Annotated in this window: 18 protein-coding genes; 11 read left to right on the top strand and 7 right to left on the bottom strand. The window is 53.9% G+C overall.

The genetic code is table 11. The features are described 5' to 3' along the window. Positions 1-6 precede the first annotated feature (6 nt). On the top strand, positions 7-228 hold the full coding sequence (locus tag ACLJPE_RS15240) for a LysR family transcriptional regulator (protein WP_039513590.1): 222 nt from the start codon (positions 7-9) through the stop codon (positions 226-228). Position 229: 1 nt separating this feature from the next. Here ACLJPE_RS15240 and ACLJPE_RS15245 read toward each other — a convergent pair whose 3' ends face one another. Beyond that, complete coding sequence (locus ACLJPE_RS15245) at positions 230-541, bottom strand: monooxygenase (RefSeq protein ID WP_000047689.1); 312 nt, start codon at positions 539-541, stop codon at positions 230-232. A gap of 197 nt (positions 542-738) precedes the next feature. On the opposite strand from ACLJPE_RS15245, the gene ACLJPE_RS15250 reads away from it, so the two are divergent. The 3 genes from ACLJPE_RS15250 to ACLJPE_RS15260 are packed head-to-tail and all read left to right on the top strand — an operon-like array spanning position 739 to position 2,942. Continuing rightward, positions 739-1,806 (top strand): hydrolase, encoded by a 1,068-nt coding sequence (locus ACLJPE_RS15250; RefSeq protein WP_001214117.1) that lies wholly within the window; start codon positions 739-741, stop codon positions 1,804-1,806. Continuing rightward, positions 1,803-2,021 (top strand): YheU family protein, encoded by a 219-nt coding sequence (locus tag ACLJPE_RS15255; protein WP_000586568.1) that lies wholly within the window; start codon positions 1,803-1,805, stop codon positions 2,019-2,021. Before ACLJPE_RS15250 ends, ACLJPE_RS15255 begins: the two co-directional genes overlap by 4 nt. 51 nt (positions 2,022-2,072) lie before the next feature. Beyond that, positions 2,073-2,942: a phosphoribulokinase gene (locus ACLJPE_RS15260; RefSeq protein ID WP_039513586.1), complete on the top strand. Its 870-nt coding sequence runs from the start codon at positions 2,073-2,075 to the stop codon at positions 2,940-2,942. Between the two features lie 95 nt (positions 2,943-3,037). Here the strand turns inward: ACLJPE_RS15260 and ACLJPE_RS15265 are convergent, their stop codons facing one another. Continuing rightward, complete coding sequence (locus ACLJPE_RS15265) at positions 3,038-3,442, bottom strand: OsmC family protein (protein WP_001148919.1); 405 nt, start codon at positions 3,440-3,442, stop codon at positions 3,038-3,040. A gap of 307 nt (positions 3,443-3,749) precedes the next feature. Here ACLJPE_RS15265 and crp point away from each other — a divergent pair, with 307 nt between their 5' ends. Both crp and ACLJPE_RS15275 read left to right on the top strand, forming a co-directional pair. Next, the gene (gene crp / locus ACLJPE_RS15270) at positions 3,750-4,382 is read left to right on the top strand and encodes a cAMP-activated global transcriptional regulator CRP (RefSeq protein WP_000242758.1); all 633 of its coding nucleotides are present in this window, start codon (positions 3,750-3,752) and stop codon (positions 4,380-4,382) included. Between the two features lie 48 nt (positions 4,383-4,430). Continuing rightward, complete coding sequence (locus tag ACLJPE_RS15275; RefSeq protein ID WP_000269311.1) at positions 4,431-6,518, top strand: YccS/YhfK family putative transporter; 2,088 nt, start codon at positions 4,431-4,433, stop codon at positions 6,516-6,518. Between the two features lie 42 nt (positions 6,519-6,560). On the opposite strand, the gene ACLJPE_RS15280 is transcribed toward ACLJPE_RS15275, so the two are convergent. The 5 genes from ACLJPE_RS15280 to ppiA form a co-directional block, all read right to left on the bottom strand. Then, positions 6,561-7,778: an aspartate aminotransferase family protein gene (locus tag ACLJPE_RS15280; protein ID WP_000190031.1), complete on the bottom strand. Its 1,218-nt coding sequence runs from the start codon at positions 7,776-7,778 to the stop codon at positions 6,561-6,563. 85 nt (positions 7,779-7,863) lie between these two features. Further along, positions 7,864-8,427 (bottom strand): aminodeoxychorismate synthase component 2, encoded by a 564-nt coding sequence (gene pabA, locus ACLJPE_RS15285; RefSeq protein ID WP_000601879.1) that lies wholly within the window; start codon positions 8,425-8,427, stop codon positions 7,864-7,866. Positions 8,428-8,461: 34 nt separating this feature from the next. Further along, on the bottom strand, positions 8,462-9,064 hold the full coding sequence (locus tag ACLJPE_RS15290) for a putative adenosine monophosphate-protein transferase Fic (RefSeq protein WP_052893984.1): 603 nt from the start codon (positions 9,062-9,064) through the stop codon (positions 8,462-8,464). Then, positions 9,054-9,221 (bottom strand): YhfG family protein, encoded by a 168-nt coding sequence (locus ACLJPE_RS15295; protein WP_039513610.1) that lies wholly within the window; start codon positions 9,219-9,221, stop codon positions 9,054-9,056. The genes ACLJPE_RS15290 and ACLJPE_RS15295 overlap by 11 nt, the downstream gene beginning before the upstream one ends. Before the next feature lie 113 nt (positions 9,222-9,334). Continuing rightward, on the bottom strand, positions 9,335-9,907 hold the full coding sequence (ppiA, locus tag ACLJPE_RS15300; protein WP_000920478.1) for a peptidylprolyl isomerase A: 573 nt from the start codon (positions 9,905-9,907) through the stop codon (positions 9,335-9,337). Between the two features lie 276 nt (positions 9,908-10,183). On the opposite strand from ppiA, the gene tsgA reads away from it, so the two are divergent. The 5 genes from tsgA to cysG all read left to right on the top strand — a co-directional run bounded on the left by tsgA (position 10,184) and on the right by cysG (position 16,940). Then, a complete protein-coding gene (gene tsgA / locus ACLJPE_RS15305; RefSeq protein WP_039513579.1) occupies positions 10,184-11,365 on the top strand; it encodes an MFS transporter TsgA in 1,182 nt (393 codons plus the stop codon). A 319-nt stretch (positions 11,366-11,684) separates the two neighbouring features. Further along, on the top strand, positions 11,685-14,228 hold the full coding sequence (gene nirB / locus ACLJPE_RS15310; protein WP_000049253.1) for an NADPH-nitrite reductase large subunit: 2,544 nt from the start codon (positions 11,685-11,687) through the stop codon (positions 14,226-14,228). Beyond that, a complete protein-coding gene (gene nirD, locus ACLJPE_RS15315; RefSeq protein ID WP_000084814.1) occupies positions 14,225-14,551 on the top strand; it encodes a nitrite reductase small subunit NirD in 327 nt (108 codons plus the stop codon). The genes nirB and nirD overlap by 4 nt, the downstream gene beginning before the upstream one ends. A gap of 194 nt (positions 14,552-14,745) precedes the next feature. Further along, positions 14,746-15,555: a nitrite transporter NirC gene (gene nirC / locus ACLJPE_RS15320; protein WP_000493576.1), complete on the top strand. Its 810-nt coding sequence runs from the start codon at positions 14,746-14,748 to the stop codon at positions 15,553-15,555. Between the two features lie 11 nt (positions 15,556-15,566). Beyond that, positions 15,567-16,940, top strand: coding sequence for a siroheme synthase CysG (gene cysG, locus ACLJPE_RS15325; RefSeq protein ID WP_031602271.1), 1,374 nt, complete (start codon positions 15,567-15,569; stop codon positions 16,938-16,940). Positions 16,941-17,090: the final 150 nt, after the last annotated feature.

A 17,090-nucleotide genomic window follows, 5' to 3' on the forward strand; every position in this document is an offset into this window, starting at 1 on the left:
CGGACGATGAACCTGTCAATCACCGATGACATTACCTTCCGCAAGCTCACCATCTTCATGATGTTTGTGGAGAAAGGTAACATCGCCCGCACCGCCGAGGCGCTGCACACGCTGGAAAAGAACGTTCGTTGTCCGCTGTTCGTCCATAAAGGCCTCTTCGGTACTCGTCCCGGTATAAAGATTACCGTTGCGGTCGGCAGCACCGGAACAGAAGCCTGCGTTATGTGATTTAGCGGCAAAGGTTGCCGTGATTTATTTTCGTCAGCGCGTCGTTCACGCCAAATAATTTAAACGTCACCTCATCAACGCCAAGATTTTTCAGACGCGCAGTGTGTTTTTTAATATAAGCCTGCGCCGTTTCTTCGGATTCAAACAAGTAAATGCCGCCAGCTTGCTGGTTTTTCTCGCTTTCTGTCCAGATTTTCCAGATGAAGCCCGGCTCCTCATTGATAGACTCCGCCAGCCCGACCAGTTGCTGGGTCATCTCCTCGCCAAAAGGGCCGCTAAAGTTAAAATGGATCTGTAAAAGTGTCTTCGACATGCCTTCTCCTTGAGTCGCATAACTATCGTGTTGCCACACTACCACGATTAATTCGGCTGATGCAGGGGTTCACGCGATTTCTGTGGGGTATTGCGCGCGCCTTGCATACCGCCCCCTCTGGTGAAATGAGGCGCAATTTTATTTCGCCAGACGACCAATTGAACGGAAAATCACATATTGACTAATCTGTGAACCTTATGCGCGGTATAGTATTGTTTCCAATTATCAATTGTTCTGGTGCTATGGTTGAGATCACGTCCACAGAAATGACCCCGCCTGTCAATGACTCTCATGAATTTATTCCCATGCGTGGCATTCGTAATCGCCATTTACAAACTATGCTGCCGCGCTTAATCCGCCGCAAAGTGAAGTTCAACGCCCACTGGCAGCGGCTGGAGCTACCGGACGGCGATTTTGTCGATCTGGCATGGAGCGAAGAACCGCAACAGGCAAAGCATAAACCGCGGCTGGTGGTCTTTCACGGTCTGGAAGGCAGCCTGAACAGCCCCTATGCCCACGGGCTGATTGAGGCGGCGCAAAAGCGCGGCTGGCTGGGCGTGGTGATGCACTTTCGCGGCTGTAGCGGCGAACCCAACCGTCTGAATCGTATTTACCACTCCGGTGAAACGGAGGACGGAGCCTGGTTTTTACGCTGGCTACAGCGGGAGCTCGGCGCCGTTCCGACAGCCGCCGTGGGCTATTCGCTCGGCGGTAATATGCTGGCGTGCCTGCTGGCGAAAGAAGGCCGCGATATTCCCATCGAGGCGGCGGTGATTGTTTCTGCGCCCTTTGTTCTCGAAGCCTGTAGCTACCACATGGACAAAGGGTTTTCCCGCGTCTATCAGCGTTATTTGCTTAATCTGTTAAAAGCGAATGCGTCACGCAAGCTGGCGGCGTATCCCGGTTCGCTGCCGGTGAATCTGGCGCAACTGAAATCAATGCGCCGCATTCGCGAGTTTGACGACCTGATCACCGCGAAAATTCACGGCTTTGCCGACGCCATCGACTACTATCGTCAGTGTAGCGCCATGCCGTTGCTTAACCAGATTGCTAAACCGACGCTGATTATTCACGCTAAAGACGATCCGTTTATGGATCATCATGTGATCCCTAAAGCGGAAGATCTGCCCCCGCAGGTGGAGTATCAGCTGACTGAGCATGGCGGACACGTAGGATTTATCGGCGGTACGCCGCTGCGCCCTGAAATGTGGCTGGAACGCCGAATTCCTGACTGGCTGACAACATACCTGGAGGCGTCATCATGATCATTCCCTGGCAGGGGCTGGCCCCCGACACGCTGGACAACCTGATCGAAAGCTTTGTGTTGCGCGAAGGCACCGATTATGGTGAACATGAACGTTCGCTTGAACAAAAAGTCGCTGACGTAAAACGCCAACTGCAATCCGGCGAGGCCGTGCTGGTATGGTCTGAATTACATGAAACGGTCAATATTATGCCGAAAAAGCAGTTTCGCGAATAAAACGCCTTTGCCGACAATACATTATTACTAAAGCTCAATCATGGAGTTGCCATGTCAGCCAAACATCCGGTGATAGCAGTAACAGGGTCAAGCGGCGCGGGGACCACCACCACCAGCCTCGCGTTTCGTAAAATTTTCGCGCAGTTAAATCTGCACGCCGCCGAGGTGGAAGGCGACAGTTTTCATCGTTACACCCGCCCGGAAATGGACATGGCGATCCGCAAAGCGCGTGACGCCGGGCGGCATATCAGCTATTTCGGGCCTGAAGCCAATGACTTCAGCCTACTGGAACATACTTTTATTGAGTACGGGCAGACGGGTAAAGGCCAGTCGCGTAAATATCTGCATACCTATGATGAAGCCGTACCGTGGAATCAGGTTCCCGGCACGTTTACCCCCTGGCAGCCGCTTCCCGAACCGACCGATGTGCTGTTTTATGAAGGACTGCACGGCGGCGTCGTCACCCCGCAACATGATGTCGCGCGTCATGTTGATCTGTTGGTTGGCGTGGTGCCTATCGTCAACCTCGAGTGGATTCAGAAACTAATCCGCGACACCAGCGAGCGCGGACACTCCCGTGAAGCGGTGATGGATTCCGTGGTGCGTTCCATGGACGACTACATCAATTACATTACGCCGCAGTTCTCGCGTACCCATATTAACTTCCAGCGCGTGCCGACCGTCGACACGTCCAATCCGTTCGCCGCAAAGGATATTCCCTCGCTGGATGAGAGTTTTGTGGTGATCCATTTCCGCAATCTGGAAGGGATCGATTTTCCCTGGCTTCTGGCGATGCTCCAGGGCTCGTTCATTTCTCACATTAATACATTAGTGGTGCCGGGCGGCAAAATGGGGCTGGCGATGGAGCTGATTATGTTGCCGCTGGTGCAGCGATTAATGGAAGGCAAAAAAATCGAATAACCGCGGTGAAATGCCCGATGGCGCTACGCTTATCGGGCCTACGAGATAAAAACGGGTAGGCCGGATAAAGCCACGCCGCCATCCGGCATCACATGTTACGCCGCAATCACTTCATACGAATGGGTAATATTGACCGCTTTTTCCAGCATTAGCGCCACCGAGCAATATTTTTCCGCGGAGAGATCGACAGCGCGCGCGACGGCAGCCTCTTTCAGATCGCTGCCGGTAACGATAAAATGCAGATTAATGTGCGTAAACAGGCGCGGCGCGTCTTCCCGGCGCTCGGATGTCAGCTTCACTTCGCAGTTGGTGACATTCTGACGGCCCTTTTGCAGGATTGATACCACATCAATAGCGCTACATCCGCCAGCCGCCATTAATACCATCTCCATCGGACTCGGCGCTTTGTCACCGGAGTTGCCATCCATTAAAATCTGGTGGCCGGAGGAGGACTCTCCGAGGAACGTGAGCCCTTCAACCCACTTTACACGCGCTTGCATATTTCGTAACTCCAATGTTTCAATTTTCCTGAAAGATTACGCGCATACAACAAAAGTCGCAATGGAAGGCGACCTGGGTCATGCTGAAGCGAGACACCAGGAGACACACGGCGAAAGCTATGCTAAAACAGACAAGATGCTACAGTAATACATTGACGTACTGCATGTATGCAGAGGACATCACATTACAGGCTACAATCTATTTTCGTAGCCCCCTTCCCAGGTAGCGGGAAGTATATTTTTGCAACCCCAGAGACAGTGCCGTTTTCTGGCTCTGGAGACAGCTTATAACAGAGGATAACCGCGCATGGTGCTTGGCAAACCGCAAACAGACCCGACTCTTGAATGGTTCTTGTCTCATTGCCACATTCATAAGTACCCGTCAAAGAGCACGCTGATTCACCAGGGTGAAAAAGCAGAAACGCTGTACTACATCGTTAAAGGCTCCGTGGCAGTGCTGATCAAAGATGAGGAAGGGAAAGAAATGATCCTTTCTTATCTGAATCAGGGTGATTTTATTGGTGAACTGGGCCTGTTTGAAGAAGGTCAGGAACGCAGCGCCTGGGTACGTGCGAAAACCGCATGTGAGGTCGCTGAAATTTCCTACAAAAAATTTCGCCAATTAATCCAGGTCAACCCGGATATTCTGATGCGCCTCTCTTCCCAGATGGCTCGTCGCTTACAAGTCACCTCTGAAAAAGTAGGTAACCTCGCCTTCCTTGACGTCACCGGGCGTATCGCTCAGACGCTGCTGAATCTGGCGAAACAGCCCGATGCCATGACGCACCCGGATGGGATGCAGATCAAAATCACCCGTCAGGAAATCGGCCAGATCGTCGGCTGCTCCCGCGAAACCGTTGGTCGTATTTTGAAAATGCTGGAAGATCAAAACCTGATCTCCGCGCATGGCAAGACCATCGTCGTCTACGGCACCCGTTAATTCCGTCAGAATGGCGCGTTTTATCATGCGCCATTTTTGTTTGCATCGATGTGGCGAAGACTGATTTATCACCCAGAGATTAATTACGCACTACGGCAAACGCTGGTGCTGTGCCTGCCTGTGGCTGTCGGTTTATTGATAGGCCAACTACACCTGGGCTTGCTTTTCTCTCTCGTTCCCGCCTGCTGCAACATTGCAGGTCTGGATACCCCGCACAAACGCTTTTTTAAACGCCTGATCATCGGCGCGTCGCTGTTCGCCGGATGCAGTCTGGTAACGCAACTTCTGCTGGCGGAATCCATCCCCCTGCCGTTGATCCTGACCGGGCTCACGCTGGTGCTTGGCGTGACGGCGGAAATTAGCCCGCTTCACGCGCGGCTACTGCCAGCGTCGCTGATTGCCGCCATCTTTACCCTGAGTCTTGCGGGATACATGCCCGTCTGGGAGCCGCTGCTCATTTATGCGCTGGGCACGCTATGGTACGGCGTGTTTAACTGGTTTTGGTTCTGGCTATGGCGCGAACAGCCGCTGCGCGAGTCATTGAGTTTGTTATACCGTGAACTGGCCGATTATTGTGAAGCGAAATACAGCCTGCTCACCCAACATATCGATCCGGAAAAAGCGCTGCCTCCCCTGCTGATACGCCAGCAAAAAGCGGTCGATCTCATTACCCAGTGTTACCAACAGATGCATATGCTTTCGGCGCACAACAATAATGATTACAAGCGTCTACTACGGGCTTTTCAGGAAGCGATGGATTTGCAGGAGCACATCTCCGTCAGCTTGCATCAGCCGGAAGAGGTACAGAAACTGGTAGAACGCAGCCATGCGGAAGAGGTGATTCGCTGGAATGCGCAAACGGTCGCCGCCCGCCTGCGCGTGCTGGCGGATGACATTCTTTATCATCGTCTGCCGACGCGCTTCTCCATGGAAAAACAGATTGGCGCTCTGGAGAAGATCGCCAATCAGCATCCTGAAAATCCGGTAGGCCAGTTCTGCTATTGGCACTTCAGTCGAATCGCCCGTGTGCTGCGTACTCAGCGACCGCTGTACGCCCGCGACCTGATGGCCGATAAACAGCGTCGTCTGCCGCTACTTCCGGCGCTGAAAAATTATATGTCGCTTAAATCGCCGGCGCTACGCAACGCCGGACGCATCAGCGTGATGATGAGCATCGCCAGTCTGATGGGCAGCGCGTTGCACCTGCCTAAACCGTACTGGATCCTCATGACAGTGCTGTTTGTCACCCAAAACGGCTATGGCGCGACGCGCGTACGTATTCTACACCGTTCGGTCGGAACGCTGGTCGGCCTGGTGATTGCCGGCGTCACGCTGCACTTACATATTCCCGAAAGCATTACGCTGGCGGTCATGCTGGTACTAACGCTGGCAAGTTATCTGATTATTCGTAAAAACTACGGCTGGGCGACGGTCGGCTTTACGGTGACGGCGGTATACACCATCCAGTTACTGACATTAAACGGAGAGCAGTTTATTGTGCCGAGGCTGATCGATACGCTGATTGGCTGTTTAATTGCCTTTGGCGGCATGGTCTGGCTGTGGCCGCAATGGCAAAGCGGGCTATTACGTAAAAACGCCCATGATGCGCTGGAAGCCGATCAAGAAGCTATCCGACTGATCCTCAGTAACGATCCGCAGGCCACCCCGCTCGCTTATCAAAGAATGCGGGTCAACCAGGCGCATAACACGTTATTCAACTCGTTAAATCAGGCAATGCAGGAACCCGGGTTCAATACCCACTATCTGTCGGATATGAAACTGTGGGTCACGCACAGCCAGTTTATTGTCGAGCATATCAACGCCATGACGACGCTGGCGCGGGAACACACCATGCTGACGCCGGATCTGGCGCAGCGCTATCTGGAATCTTGCGAGATTGCGATTCAGCGCTGCCAGCAGCGCCTGGAGTACGACAGGCCAGGCGGCTCCGGCGATGTCAATATTCTGGAGTCGCCGGACATGCCGTCACATGGCTTATTGAGCACTCTGGAACAACATTTACAGCGCATCATTGGCCATCTGAACACCATGCACACCATTTCGTCGATGGCCTGGCGTCAGCGTCCGCATCACGGTATCTGGCTGAGTAAGCGGCTACGGGATACAAAAGGTTAAGACCGGCTGCCGGATACGCTACGCTTATCCGGCAATCCGCCATCAGGCAACCACCTTCCCTACCGCCTGCGCAAAGCGCTGCATTCCTTCATTGATATCCGCCTCTTCCACCACCAGCGATGGGGCAAAACGCATCACGTCGGCTCCGGCATTGAGCACCATCACGCCAGCCTCCGCGCCTGCGTACAGAAAATCGCGCGCCCGACCTTTGTACTCCGGCTTCAGTTCCGCGCCAATCAGCAGCCCCATGCCGCGAATATCGCTGAAAATGTCAAATTGCTCGTCAATCGCCTGCAAATGTTGCACAAACTGTTGCCGCTTAGTGTGAATGCCTTGTAGTACCTCTGGCGTATTAATAATATCGAATGCCGCGCCAGCCACCGCACAGGCCAGCGGATTACCGCCATAGGTTGAACCATGCGAACCGACATGGAAGGCCGAGGCGATTTCCTGCGTGGTCAGCATGGCGCTCACCGGAAAACCGCCGCCTAACGCTTTGGCGCTGGTGAGGATATCCGGCGTGACGCCGTAGTGCATATAGGCAAACAGGTCTCCGGTGCGCCCCATCCCACACTGCACTTCATCAAACACCAGCAACGCCTGATGCTCGTCACACAGGTCGCGTAACCCTTTGAGGAATTCCGGTGTAGCCGCCTGCACGCCGCCTTCACCCTGAATCGGCTCGACCACCACCGCGCAGGTGTGGTCATCCATTACCGCTTTCACCGCATGGAGATCGTTGAAGGGAACGTGAACAATATCGGCGGGTTTCGGCCCAAAGCCGTCGGAATATTTTGGCTGCCCGCCTACAGAGACAGTAAACAAGGAACGGCCATGAAAGGCGTTATGGAAGGCAATGATTTTCGTTTTGAACGGGCTATGGCGCACGCAGGCATAATGACGCGCCAGTTTAAAAGCGGTTTCGTTCGCTTCGGTGCCGGAATTCATAAACAGCACGCGCTCGGCAAACGTGGCGTCGATCAGTTTACGTCCCAGACGCAACGCTGGTTCATTGGTAAAAACGTTACTGGTATGCCACAAGGTTTCCCCCTGGGATTTCAGCGCCTCGACCAGTGCCGGATGGCAATGGCCCAGCGCAGTCACTGCAATCCCGCCGGCGAAATCGATATACTCTTTGCCCTGCTGATCCCATACGCGGCTGCCTTTACCTTTGACCGGAATAAAGTCCGCCGGTGCATAAACAGGCAGAATCACCTCATCAAAAGTTGCGCGCGTAATAGCCGTTTGTTCAGTTGCCATATCATTACCACCCGGTTAAGTAGAAATGCCAGTGAAATTATAATCACAAAATATGAATAAAAAATCACTCAATAGCAACCACAAATCAACGCCGGAGGAAATTTTCCAGCAGAGCGTGTCCTTGTTCGCTGAGAATACTTTCCGGGTGGAACTGCACGCCTTCCAGATCCCACTCGCGGTGGCGAATGCCCATAATCTCCTGCGTTTCACTCCAGGCGGTGATCTCAAAACACTCTGGCAACGTGGCAGGGTCGACAATCAGCGAGTGGTAACGTGTCACGGTTAACGGGCTGGGCAATCCCCGAAACACGCCCTGTCCATTATGCGTAACAGGTGACGTTTTACCGTGCATCACTTTCGCTGCCCGCACCACCGACGCGCCAAAGGCCTGCGCCATCGCCTGATGACCCAGGCAAACGCCCAGCATCGGAATACGTCCGGCATAATGGCGGATAACCGCCAGTGAAATGCCAGCGTCATTTGGCGTACAGGGGCCAGGAGAGATAACGATTTTTTGCGGGTTCAAAGCGTCAATGTGCGCCAGCGTCAGCGCATCATTGCGCCGGACCTGCACTTCCGCGCCCAGTTCACAAAAATACTGGTAGAGGTTCCAGGTAAAGGAATCATAGTTATCGATAAGCAGGATCATGGCGGCTCCGGGTGGTCAGTAGAACCGCACTATTTTACTCAGTTTCGCGAGCTTCGCTTATCGCTTTCTGAAAAATCGCCTGCAAAGCGGAGAGATCGCCCATCGCGCCGCTCTGGTTCGCCTGCTGCCATGTTTCAACCGCAATACCTTGCCAACTCAGCGCGTAGCCTGCATGTAAGGCCAGCTGTTCAAAGAAGATGCGCTGCGCCAGCCCGCTCCCTAAACGAAACGGATGGAGTACGTTAATTTCACAGTAGTAATGCGCCAGCCGCTCGACAAACTTCTCGTGCGCCAGACCGACCAGATAGCCCTCTTCTTCCAGATCCTGCATCAGAGCGTTGCCCTCTTTTTCGATATAGGCAAAGTGGCAAAAACGGGTATCGCCCTGGTAAATATCGACCTCCCGCAGTTGCCCTGCCCAGTCGAAAATATCCTGATAGAGCTGGCGATGAATCGCGCACAGATGAGGCAAGCCGCGTACCAGCGGCCCCAGTTCAATCGTGGCGGCACGGAGCGCGGTCATTTCATATGCCGCTCGCGCCAGTCGCTGGGCCTGATGAATCCCCAGCCGATTACGCATCACATTCAGCCCCGGATAGAGGTACGGATCGCGCCCTTCGCCAAATTTATCGCTCATAGTGCCTCCGAAGCTCGTCAAGACGTGCCAGCGCTTCATCGGCGGTTAGGGTTACTAAGGGGCTCTCAATACCTTCGAGACGGCGGCTTTGCTGGAAGTTAACGTTGCGCCGCTGTTCCCAAAAGCGTGACTTTTGTTTATCGGTAAGTTTCTTCACCTGGCCTCCCTGAATATGTCTGTGCTTGACCACAAGTATAAGCAGCAATTTCAGGTTACGCTGAGACAGGGAGAAAACGCGGGCGGCTCGCACCCGCGCAGTCATATTTTATTTTATGGCAGGACTTTCGCGGAAAGGATAACGACTGGTTTTGTCGGCACATTCTGATAAGGCCCGACATCGTGCGTTGGTACCTGTGAGATTTTATCGGCGACATCCATACCTTTTACCACTTTTCCAAATACCGCATAGCCAAAGTCGCGCTGGCCGTGGTCGAGAAAAGCGTTATCCGCGACGTTAATAAAGAACTGGCTGGTGGCGCTGTCTTTATCTGCGGTGCGCGCCATCGCGATCGTGCCGCGAGTATTACGCAGACCGTTGTCGGCTTCATTCTTAATCGGCGGATTCGGTTTCTTCTGCTGCATCTGCTCGTTAAAACCACCGCCCTGAATCATAAAGCCAGGAATAACGCGGTGAAACGTAGTGTTGTTATAGAAACCACTGTTGACGTAATCGACAAAGTTTTTCACAGAAACCGGCGCTTTCTGGCTGTTCAGCTCCAGCTCAATATTCCCGGCGGAGGTGGTTAACAGCACATGAGGATCGCCTTTTGCTGCCAACGCTGCGGGAGAAAGAGCAGAAAGAGCGAAAACAGCTGCGACAGCCGCCAGAGTCGATTTGAGCATGAGATTTCCTTAAAGAGAGCAGAAATAAAGCAAGTGGAATGATTTTAAAGAGCCTTCCTGGGCCAGGCCAGCCCTTTACCTAATTTTACGTATATGAAACAAATGTAACGTTACGACGCAACGCCGTATTCTTGCAATATGATGTGACAAACATCACATTAAAAAATGTAATGAACATTACTATCACTAATAATTATTTAAATGCATCACAAAAGCGCCTAAAATCTGCCCGCTTAACGCGCCCTCCACGCGCTTCACTTCTCTTCAAGGCCAGACATGACTAACAGCAACCGCATCAAGCTCACATGGATCAGCTTTCTTTCCTACGCCCTGACCGGGGCGCTGGTGATTGTCACCGGGATGGTGATGGGAAATATCGCAGACTATTTTCAGCTGCCCGTTTCCAGCATGAGTAACACCTTCACTTTCCTGAACACCGGGATTTTGATCTCGATCTTCCTCAATGCGTGGCTGATGGAAATCATCCCGCTGAAAACACAGCTACGCTTTGGTTTTATCCTGATGGTGCTGGCGGTGGCCGGGCTGATGTTCAGCCACAGCCTGGCGTTGTTCTCAGCGGCGATGTTTGTGCTGGGGCTGGTCAGCGGGATCACCATGTCGATTGGCACCTTCCTGATTACGCAACTGTATGAAGGGCGTCAGCGCGGTTCCCGGCTGCTGTTTACCGACTCCTTCTTCAGCATGGCGGGGATGATTTTTCCTATGGTCGCCGCCTTCCTGCTGGCGCGTAGTATTGAGTGGTACTGGGTCTACGCCTGCATCGGCCTGGTCTACCTGGCGATTTTCATCCTGACCTTCGGCTGTGAATTTCCGGCGCTGGGTAAACATGCGCAGCACTCTCAGGCACCTGTCGCCAAAGAAAAATGGGGCATTGGCGTACTGTTTCTCGCCGTCGCCGCGCTGTGCTATATCCTCGGTCAATTGGGCTTTATCTCCTGGGTGCCGGAATATGCCAAAGGCCTCGGCATGAGCCTGAATGACGCCGGGGCGCTGGTGAGTGATTTCTGGATGTCCTATATGTTTGGTATGTGGGCGTTCAGCTTTATCCTGCGCTTTTTCGATCTGCAACGCATTCTGACCGTACTGGCGGGTATGGCGGCGATCCTGATGTATCTGTTTATTACCGGCACGCAGGCGCATATGCCGTGGTTTATTCTGACGCTGGGCTTCTTCTCCAGCGCCATTTATACCTCCATCATTACGCTGGGATCGCAGCAAACGAAAGTGGCCTCGCCTAAGCTGGTTAACTTTATTCTGACCTGCGGCACCATCGGAACGATGCTGACCTTCGTCGTCACCGGCCCGATTGTGGCGCACAGCGGTCCACAGGCGGCGTTACTCACCGCGAATGGTCTGTATGCGGTGGTCTTTGTGATGTGCTTTGCGCTCGGCTTTGTATCCCGTCATCGTCAGCATAGTTCGCCAGCGGCGCATTGATAATGATTGCCGGATGGCGACGCGATGCGTCTTATCCGGCCTACAGCGTAAGCTGTTGGTAGGCCGGATAAGGCGACGTCGCCCTCCGGCACTCTATCCCCCCCTCCTGACGAGGTAGGCCTGTTGGTCTAAAAACCCCTCATTTTGTATGTTATTTGTACAAACCTGAAAAGCCTGACAATTCCACCACTTATAAAAATCCAGACAAATCAGCCATATACCCATTAAGAGGTATATAAAGGTGAATTTGATTTACATCAATAAGCGGGGTTGCTGAATCGTTAAGGTAGGCGGTAATAAAAAAGAAATCGAGGCAAAAATGAGCAAAGTCAGACTCGCTATTATCGGTAATGGTATGGTCGGCCACCGCTTTATTGAGGATCTCCTTGATAAATCCGACGCTAGCCTGTTCGACATTACCGTGTTCTGTGAAGAACCCCGTAAAGCCTATGACCGTGTCCACCTGTCATCCTACTTCTCTCACCACACCGCGGAAGAGCTCTCTCTGGTGCGTGAAGGATTTTACGAGAAGCACGGCGTGAAGGTACTGGTTGGCGAACGCGCAATTACCATTAACCGTCAGGAGAAAGTGATTCACTCCAGCGCGGGTCGTACCGTTTATTATGACAAGCTGATCATGGCGACCGGTTCATATCCGTGGATTCCGCCGATTAAAGGCTCCGAAACACAGGATTGCTTCGTTTACCGTACCATTGAAGACCTCAACGCTATCGAAGCCTGCGCCCGTCGCAGCAAGCGCGGGGCGGTGGTCGGCGGCGGTCTGCTGGGGCTGGAAGCCGCTGGCGCGCTGAAAAACCTCGGCGTGGAAACGCACGTCATTGAATTTGCGCCAATGCTGATGGCGGAACAGCTCGATCAGATGGGCGGCGAGCAGCTACGTCGCAAGATCGAAAGCATGGGCGTGCGTGTACACACCAGTAAAAACACGCAAGAGATTGTTCAGCAGGGTAACGAAGCGCGTAAGACTATGCGTTTTGCCGACGGCAGCGAGCTGGAAGTCGATTTTATCGTCTTCTCTACCGGTATTCGCCCACGCGACAAGCTGGCTACCCAGTGCGGTCTGGCCGTCGCGCAGCGCGGCGGGATCGTGATTAACGACACCTGCCAGACGTCCGACCCGGATATCTACGCTATCGGCGAGTGCGCCAGTTGGAACAACCGCGTTTACGGTCTGGTGGCACCGGGCTATAAAATGGCCCAGGTCGCCGTTGACCATATCCTCGGCAGTGAAAACGCCTTTGAAGGGGCGGATCTCAGCGCCAAGCTGAAGCTGCTGGGCGTGGACGTCGGCGGCATCGGCGACGCGCATGGCCGCACGCCGGGCGCGCGTAGCTACGTTTACCTCGATGAAAGCAAAGAAGTCTACAAACGTCTTATTGTCAGCGAAGATAACAAAACGCTGCTCGGCGCAGTACTGGTCGGCGACACCAGCGATTACGGCAATTTGCTGCAACTGGTACTGAACGCCATCGAACTGCCGGAAAACCCGGATTCGCTGATCCTGCCGTCGCACGCGGGCAGTGGTAAACCCTCTATCGGCGTGGATAAACTGCCGGACAGCGCGCAGATCTGCTCCTGCTTCGATGTGACTAAAGGCGATCTGATCGCCGCTATCAATAAAGGCTGCCATACCGTGGCGGCGCTGAAAGCGGAAACCAAAGCCGGAACCGGCTGCGGCGGCTGCATCCCGCTGGTGACGCAGGTACTGAACGCCGAACTGGCGAAACAGGGTATTGAAGTCAACAACAACCTGTGCGAGCACTTTGCTTATTCTCGTCAGGAACTGTTCCACTTAATCCGCGTGGAAGGCATTAAAACCTTTGAAGAACTGCTGGCGAAACACGGTAAAGGCTACGGCTGCGAAGTGTGTAAGCCGACCGTCGGTTCGCTGCTGGCGTCGTGCTGGAACGAATACATCCTCAAACCGCAGCACACGCCGCTACAGGATACTAACGACAACTTCCTGGCGAATATCCAGAAAGACGGTACTTACTCGGTGATCCCGCGCTCCGCTGGCGGTGAAATCACCCCGGAAGGTCTGGTGGCCGTGGGTCGTATCGCCCGCGAGTTTAACCTCTATACCAAAATTACCGGTTCTCAGCGTATCGGTCTGTTTGGCGCGCAAAAAGACGATCTGCCGGAAATCTGGCGTCAACTGATTGAAGCGGGCTTCGAAACCGGTCACGCGTACGCCAAAGCGCTGCGGATGGCGAAAACCTGCGTCGGCAGCACCTGGTGCCGCTACGGCGTGGGCGACAGCGTCGGTTTCGGCGTGGAGCTGGAAAACCGCTACAAAGGTATTCGTACCCCGCACAAGATGAAGTTCGGCGTCTCCGGCTGTACCCGTGAATGTGCGGAAGCGCAGGGTAAAGATGTCGGTATCATCGCCACTGAGAAAGGCTGGAACCTGTACGTTTGCGGTAACGGCGGCATGAAACCTCGTCATGCGGATCTGCTGGCAGCCGATCTCGATCGCGACACGCTGCTCAAGTATCTCGACCGCTTTATGATGTTCTACATCCGTACCGCCGACAAACTGACCCGTACCGCACCGTGGTTAGACAACCTGGAAGGCGGCATCGACTATCTGAAATCGGTCATCATCGACGACAAGCTGGGCCTGAACGAACATCTGGAAGAAGAGATGGCGCGCCTGCGCGCAGCGGTGGTCTGCGAGTGGACGGAGACCGTCAACACGCCAGCGGCGCAGGTTCGTTTCAAACACTTTATCAACAGCGACAAGCGCGACCCAAATGTTCAGGTTGTGCCGGAACGCGAACAGCATCGTCCGGCCACGCCGTATGAACGTATCCCGGTCACTCTGGTGGAGGAAAACGCATGAGCCAGTGGCAAAACATCTGCAAAATCGATGACATTCTGCCGGGAACCGGCGTCTGCGCGCTGTCAGGCGGCGAACAGGTGGCGATTTTCCGTCCTTACCATAGCGATCAGGTATTCGCGATCAGCAACATCGACCCGTTCTTTGAAGCCAGCGTGCTGTCTCGTGGACTGATTGCGGAACACCAGGGCGAACTGTGGGTCGCCAGCCCGCTGAAGAAACAGCGCTTTCGCCTGAGCGATGGTTTGTGCATGGAAGACGAACAGTTTTCTGTGAAACATTACGACGCGCGGGTAAAAGACGGCGTGGTGCAGTTGCGCGGTTAATTATTTTTGGGAGGCGCAACGCCTCCCCTTTTTTGTATTTTTTTCATTTTAATTGTTATCACAAAATCATTTGTACTGCATCGCGGCGGCAACTGAGCAAATCCCCAGTCACATAGTTCACTATGTGACTGGGGTGAGCGAGGGCAGCCAACAAAGAGGCAGTGCAAAGGATGAAGTGAGAAAAGGATAATCAAATGTTTACAGACACTATCAATAAGTGTGCGGCTAACGCTGCGCGCATCGCACGCCTGTCGGCGAATAATCCGCTCGGCTTCTGGGTCAGTTCGGCAATGGCCGGGGCTTATGTCGGTCTCGGCATCATTCTTATTTTCACCCTCGGCAATCTGCTCGACCCGTCAGTGCGTCCTTTGGTGATGGGAGCGACCTTTGGTATCGCCTTAACGCTGGTCATCATCGCCGGTTCCGAACTGTTTACCGGCCACACCATGTTCCTGACGCTGGGCGTCAAAGCTGGCACCATCAGCCACGGTCAAATGTGGGCTATCCTGCCGCAAACCTGGCTTGGCAACCTGGTCGGCTCCGTCTTTGTCGCCCTGCTTTACAGCTGGGGCGGCGGCAGTTTGTTGCCGGTCGATACCAGCATCGTTCACTCAGTCGCGCTGGCGAAAACCACCGCGCCCGCCACGGTACTGTTCTTCAAAGGCGCGCTGTGTAACTGGCTGGTTTGTCTGGCAATCTGGATGGCGATCCGCACCGAAGGCACGGCGAAATTTCTTGCTATCTGGTGGTGCCTGCTGGCGTTTATCGCTTCCGGCTACGAGCACTCCGTCGCGAATATGACGCTGTTCGCCCTCTCCTGGTTTGGTCATCACAGCGACGCTTATACCCTGTCCGGAATCGGACACAATCTGTTGTGGGTCACTCTGGGTAATACTTTGTCCGGCGTCGTGTTCATGGGATTGGGTTATTGGTATGCTACGCCGAAATCGGAGCGTCCTGTTCCGCAAAAAACCAACCAAATTAAGGTTACAGCCAACCATTAAGGGGTAATGTCGTGGACCATTTGCCTATATTTTGTCAATTACGCGACCGCGACTGTCTGATCGTCGGCGGTGGCGATGTCGCAGAACGCAAAGCACGGTTATTGCTGGAAGCAGGCGCACGTTTAACGGTCAATGCGCTCACCTTTATTCCACAGTTCACCGTATGGGCAAATGAAGGCATGTTGACTCTGGTTGAGGGATCGTTCGACGAAACGCTTCTCGACTCGTGTTGGCTGGCGATCGCGGCTACCGACGACGATACCGTCAACCAGCGCGTCAGTGAAGCGGCGGAGTCACGCCGCATCTTCTGCAACGTGGTGGATGCGCCGAAAGCCGCCAGCTTTATCATGCCCTCCATTATTGACCGCTCGCCGCTGATGGTCGCCGTCTCCTCGGGCGGCACTTCTCCGGTGCTGGCGCGTCTGCTGCGCGAGAAACTGGAGTCGCTGCTGCCGCAGCATCTGGGGCAGGTCGCGCGCTATGCCGGACAACTCCGCGCCCGAGTGAAAAAGCAGTTTGCCACGATGGGCGAACGTCGTCGCTTCTGGGAAAAATTTTTCGTCAATGACCGGCTGGCGCAGTCGCTGGCGAATGCCGATGAGAAAGCGGTTAACGCGACAACCGAACACCTGTTTAGCGAACCGCTGGATCACCGTGGCGAAGTCGTGCTGGTTGGCGCCGGGCCGGGCGATGCCGGACTGCTCACGCTGAAAGGGTTACAACAAATCCAACAGGCGGATATCGTGGTTTACGATCGCCTCGTCTCCGACGACATTATGAACCTGGTACGCCGCGATGCCGATCGGGTCTTTGTGGGGAAACGCGCGGGTTACCACTGCGTCCCACAGGAGGAAATCAACCAGATCCTGCTGCGTGAAGCGCAAAAAGGTAAACGCGTGGTACGCCTGAAAGGCGGCGATCCCTTTATCTTTGGTCGCGGCGGCGAAGAACTGGAAACGCTGTGCCATGCCGGTATTCCTTTCTCGGTCGTGCCGGGGATTACCGCGGCTTCCGGCTGCTCCGCCTACTCCGGTATTCCGCTAACCCATCGCGATTACGCCCAGAGCGTACGTCTGGTCACGGGTCACCTGAAAACCGGCGGCGAGCTGGACTGGGAAAACCTGGCGGCAGAAAAACAGACGCTGGTGTTCTACATGGGGCTTAATCAGGCAGCGACTATCCAGGACAAACTGATCGCATTCGGTATGCAGGCCGATATGCCGGTTGCGCTGGTAGAAAACGGCACCTCCGTGAAGCAACGCGTCGTCCACGGTGTGCTGACGCAGCTCGGGGAATTAGCGCAACAGGTTGAAAGCCCGGCGCTGATTATCGTTGGCCGGGTCGTTGGTTTACGCGATAAATTAAATTGGTTCTCTAATCATTAATTAAAATAAGGCCCTGTTATTCAGGGCTTTATTTTACAACTATTCGTAACCCCAAATTATTTTTACTTAAAATTAAATTAAGCAATCCATTTTAAATACACCACGTGAATTTAAATATTAATAATATTGCGTAAAAACCCTTTTATTCGT

The sequence above is a fragment of the Salmonella sp. SAL04196 genome (assembly GCF_046550835.1).
In the GTDB taxonomy this organism is placed as follows: domain Bacteria; phylum Pseudomonadota; class Gammaproteobacteria; order Enterobacterales; family Enterobacteriaceae; genus Salmonella; species Salmonella enterica.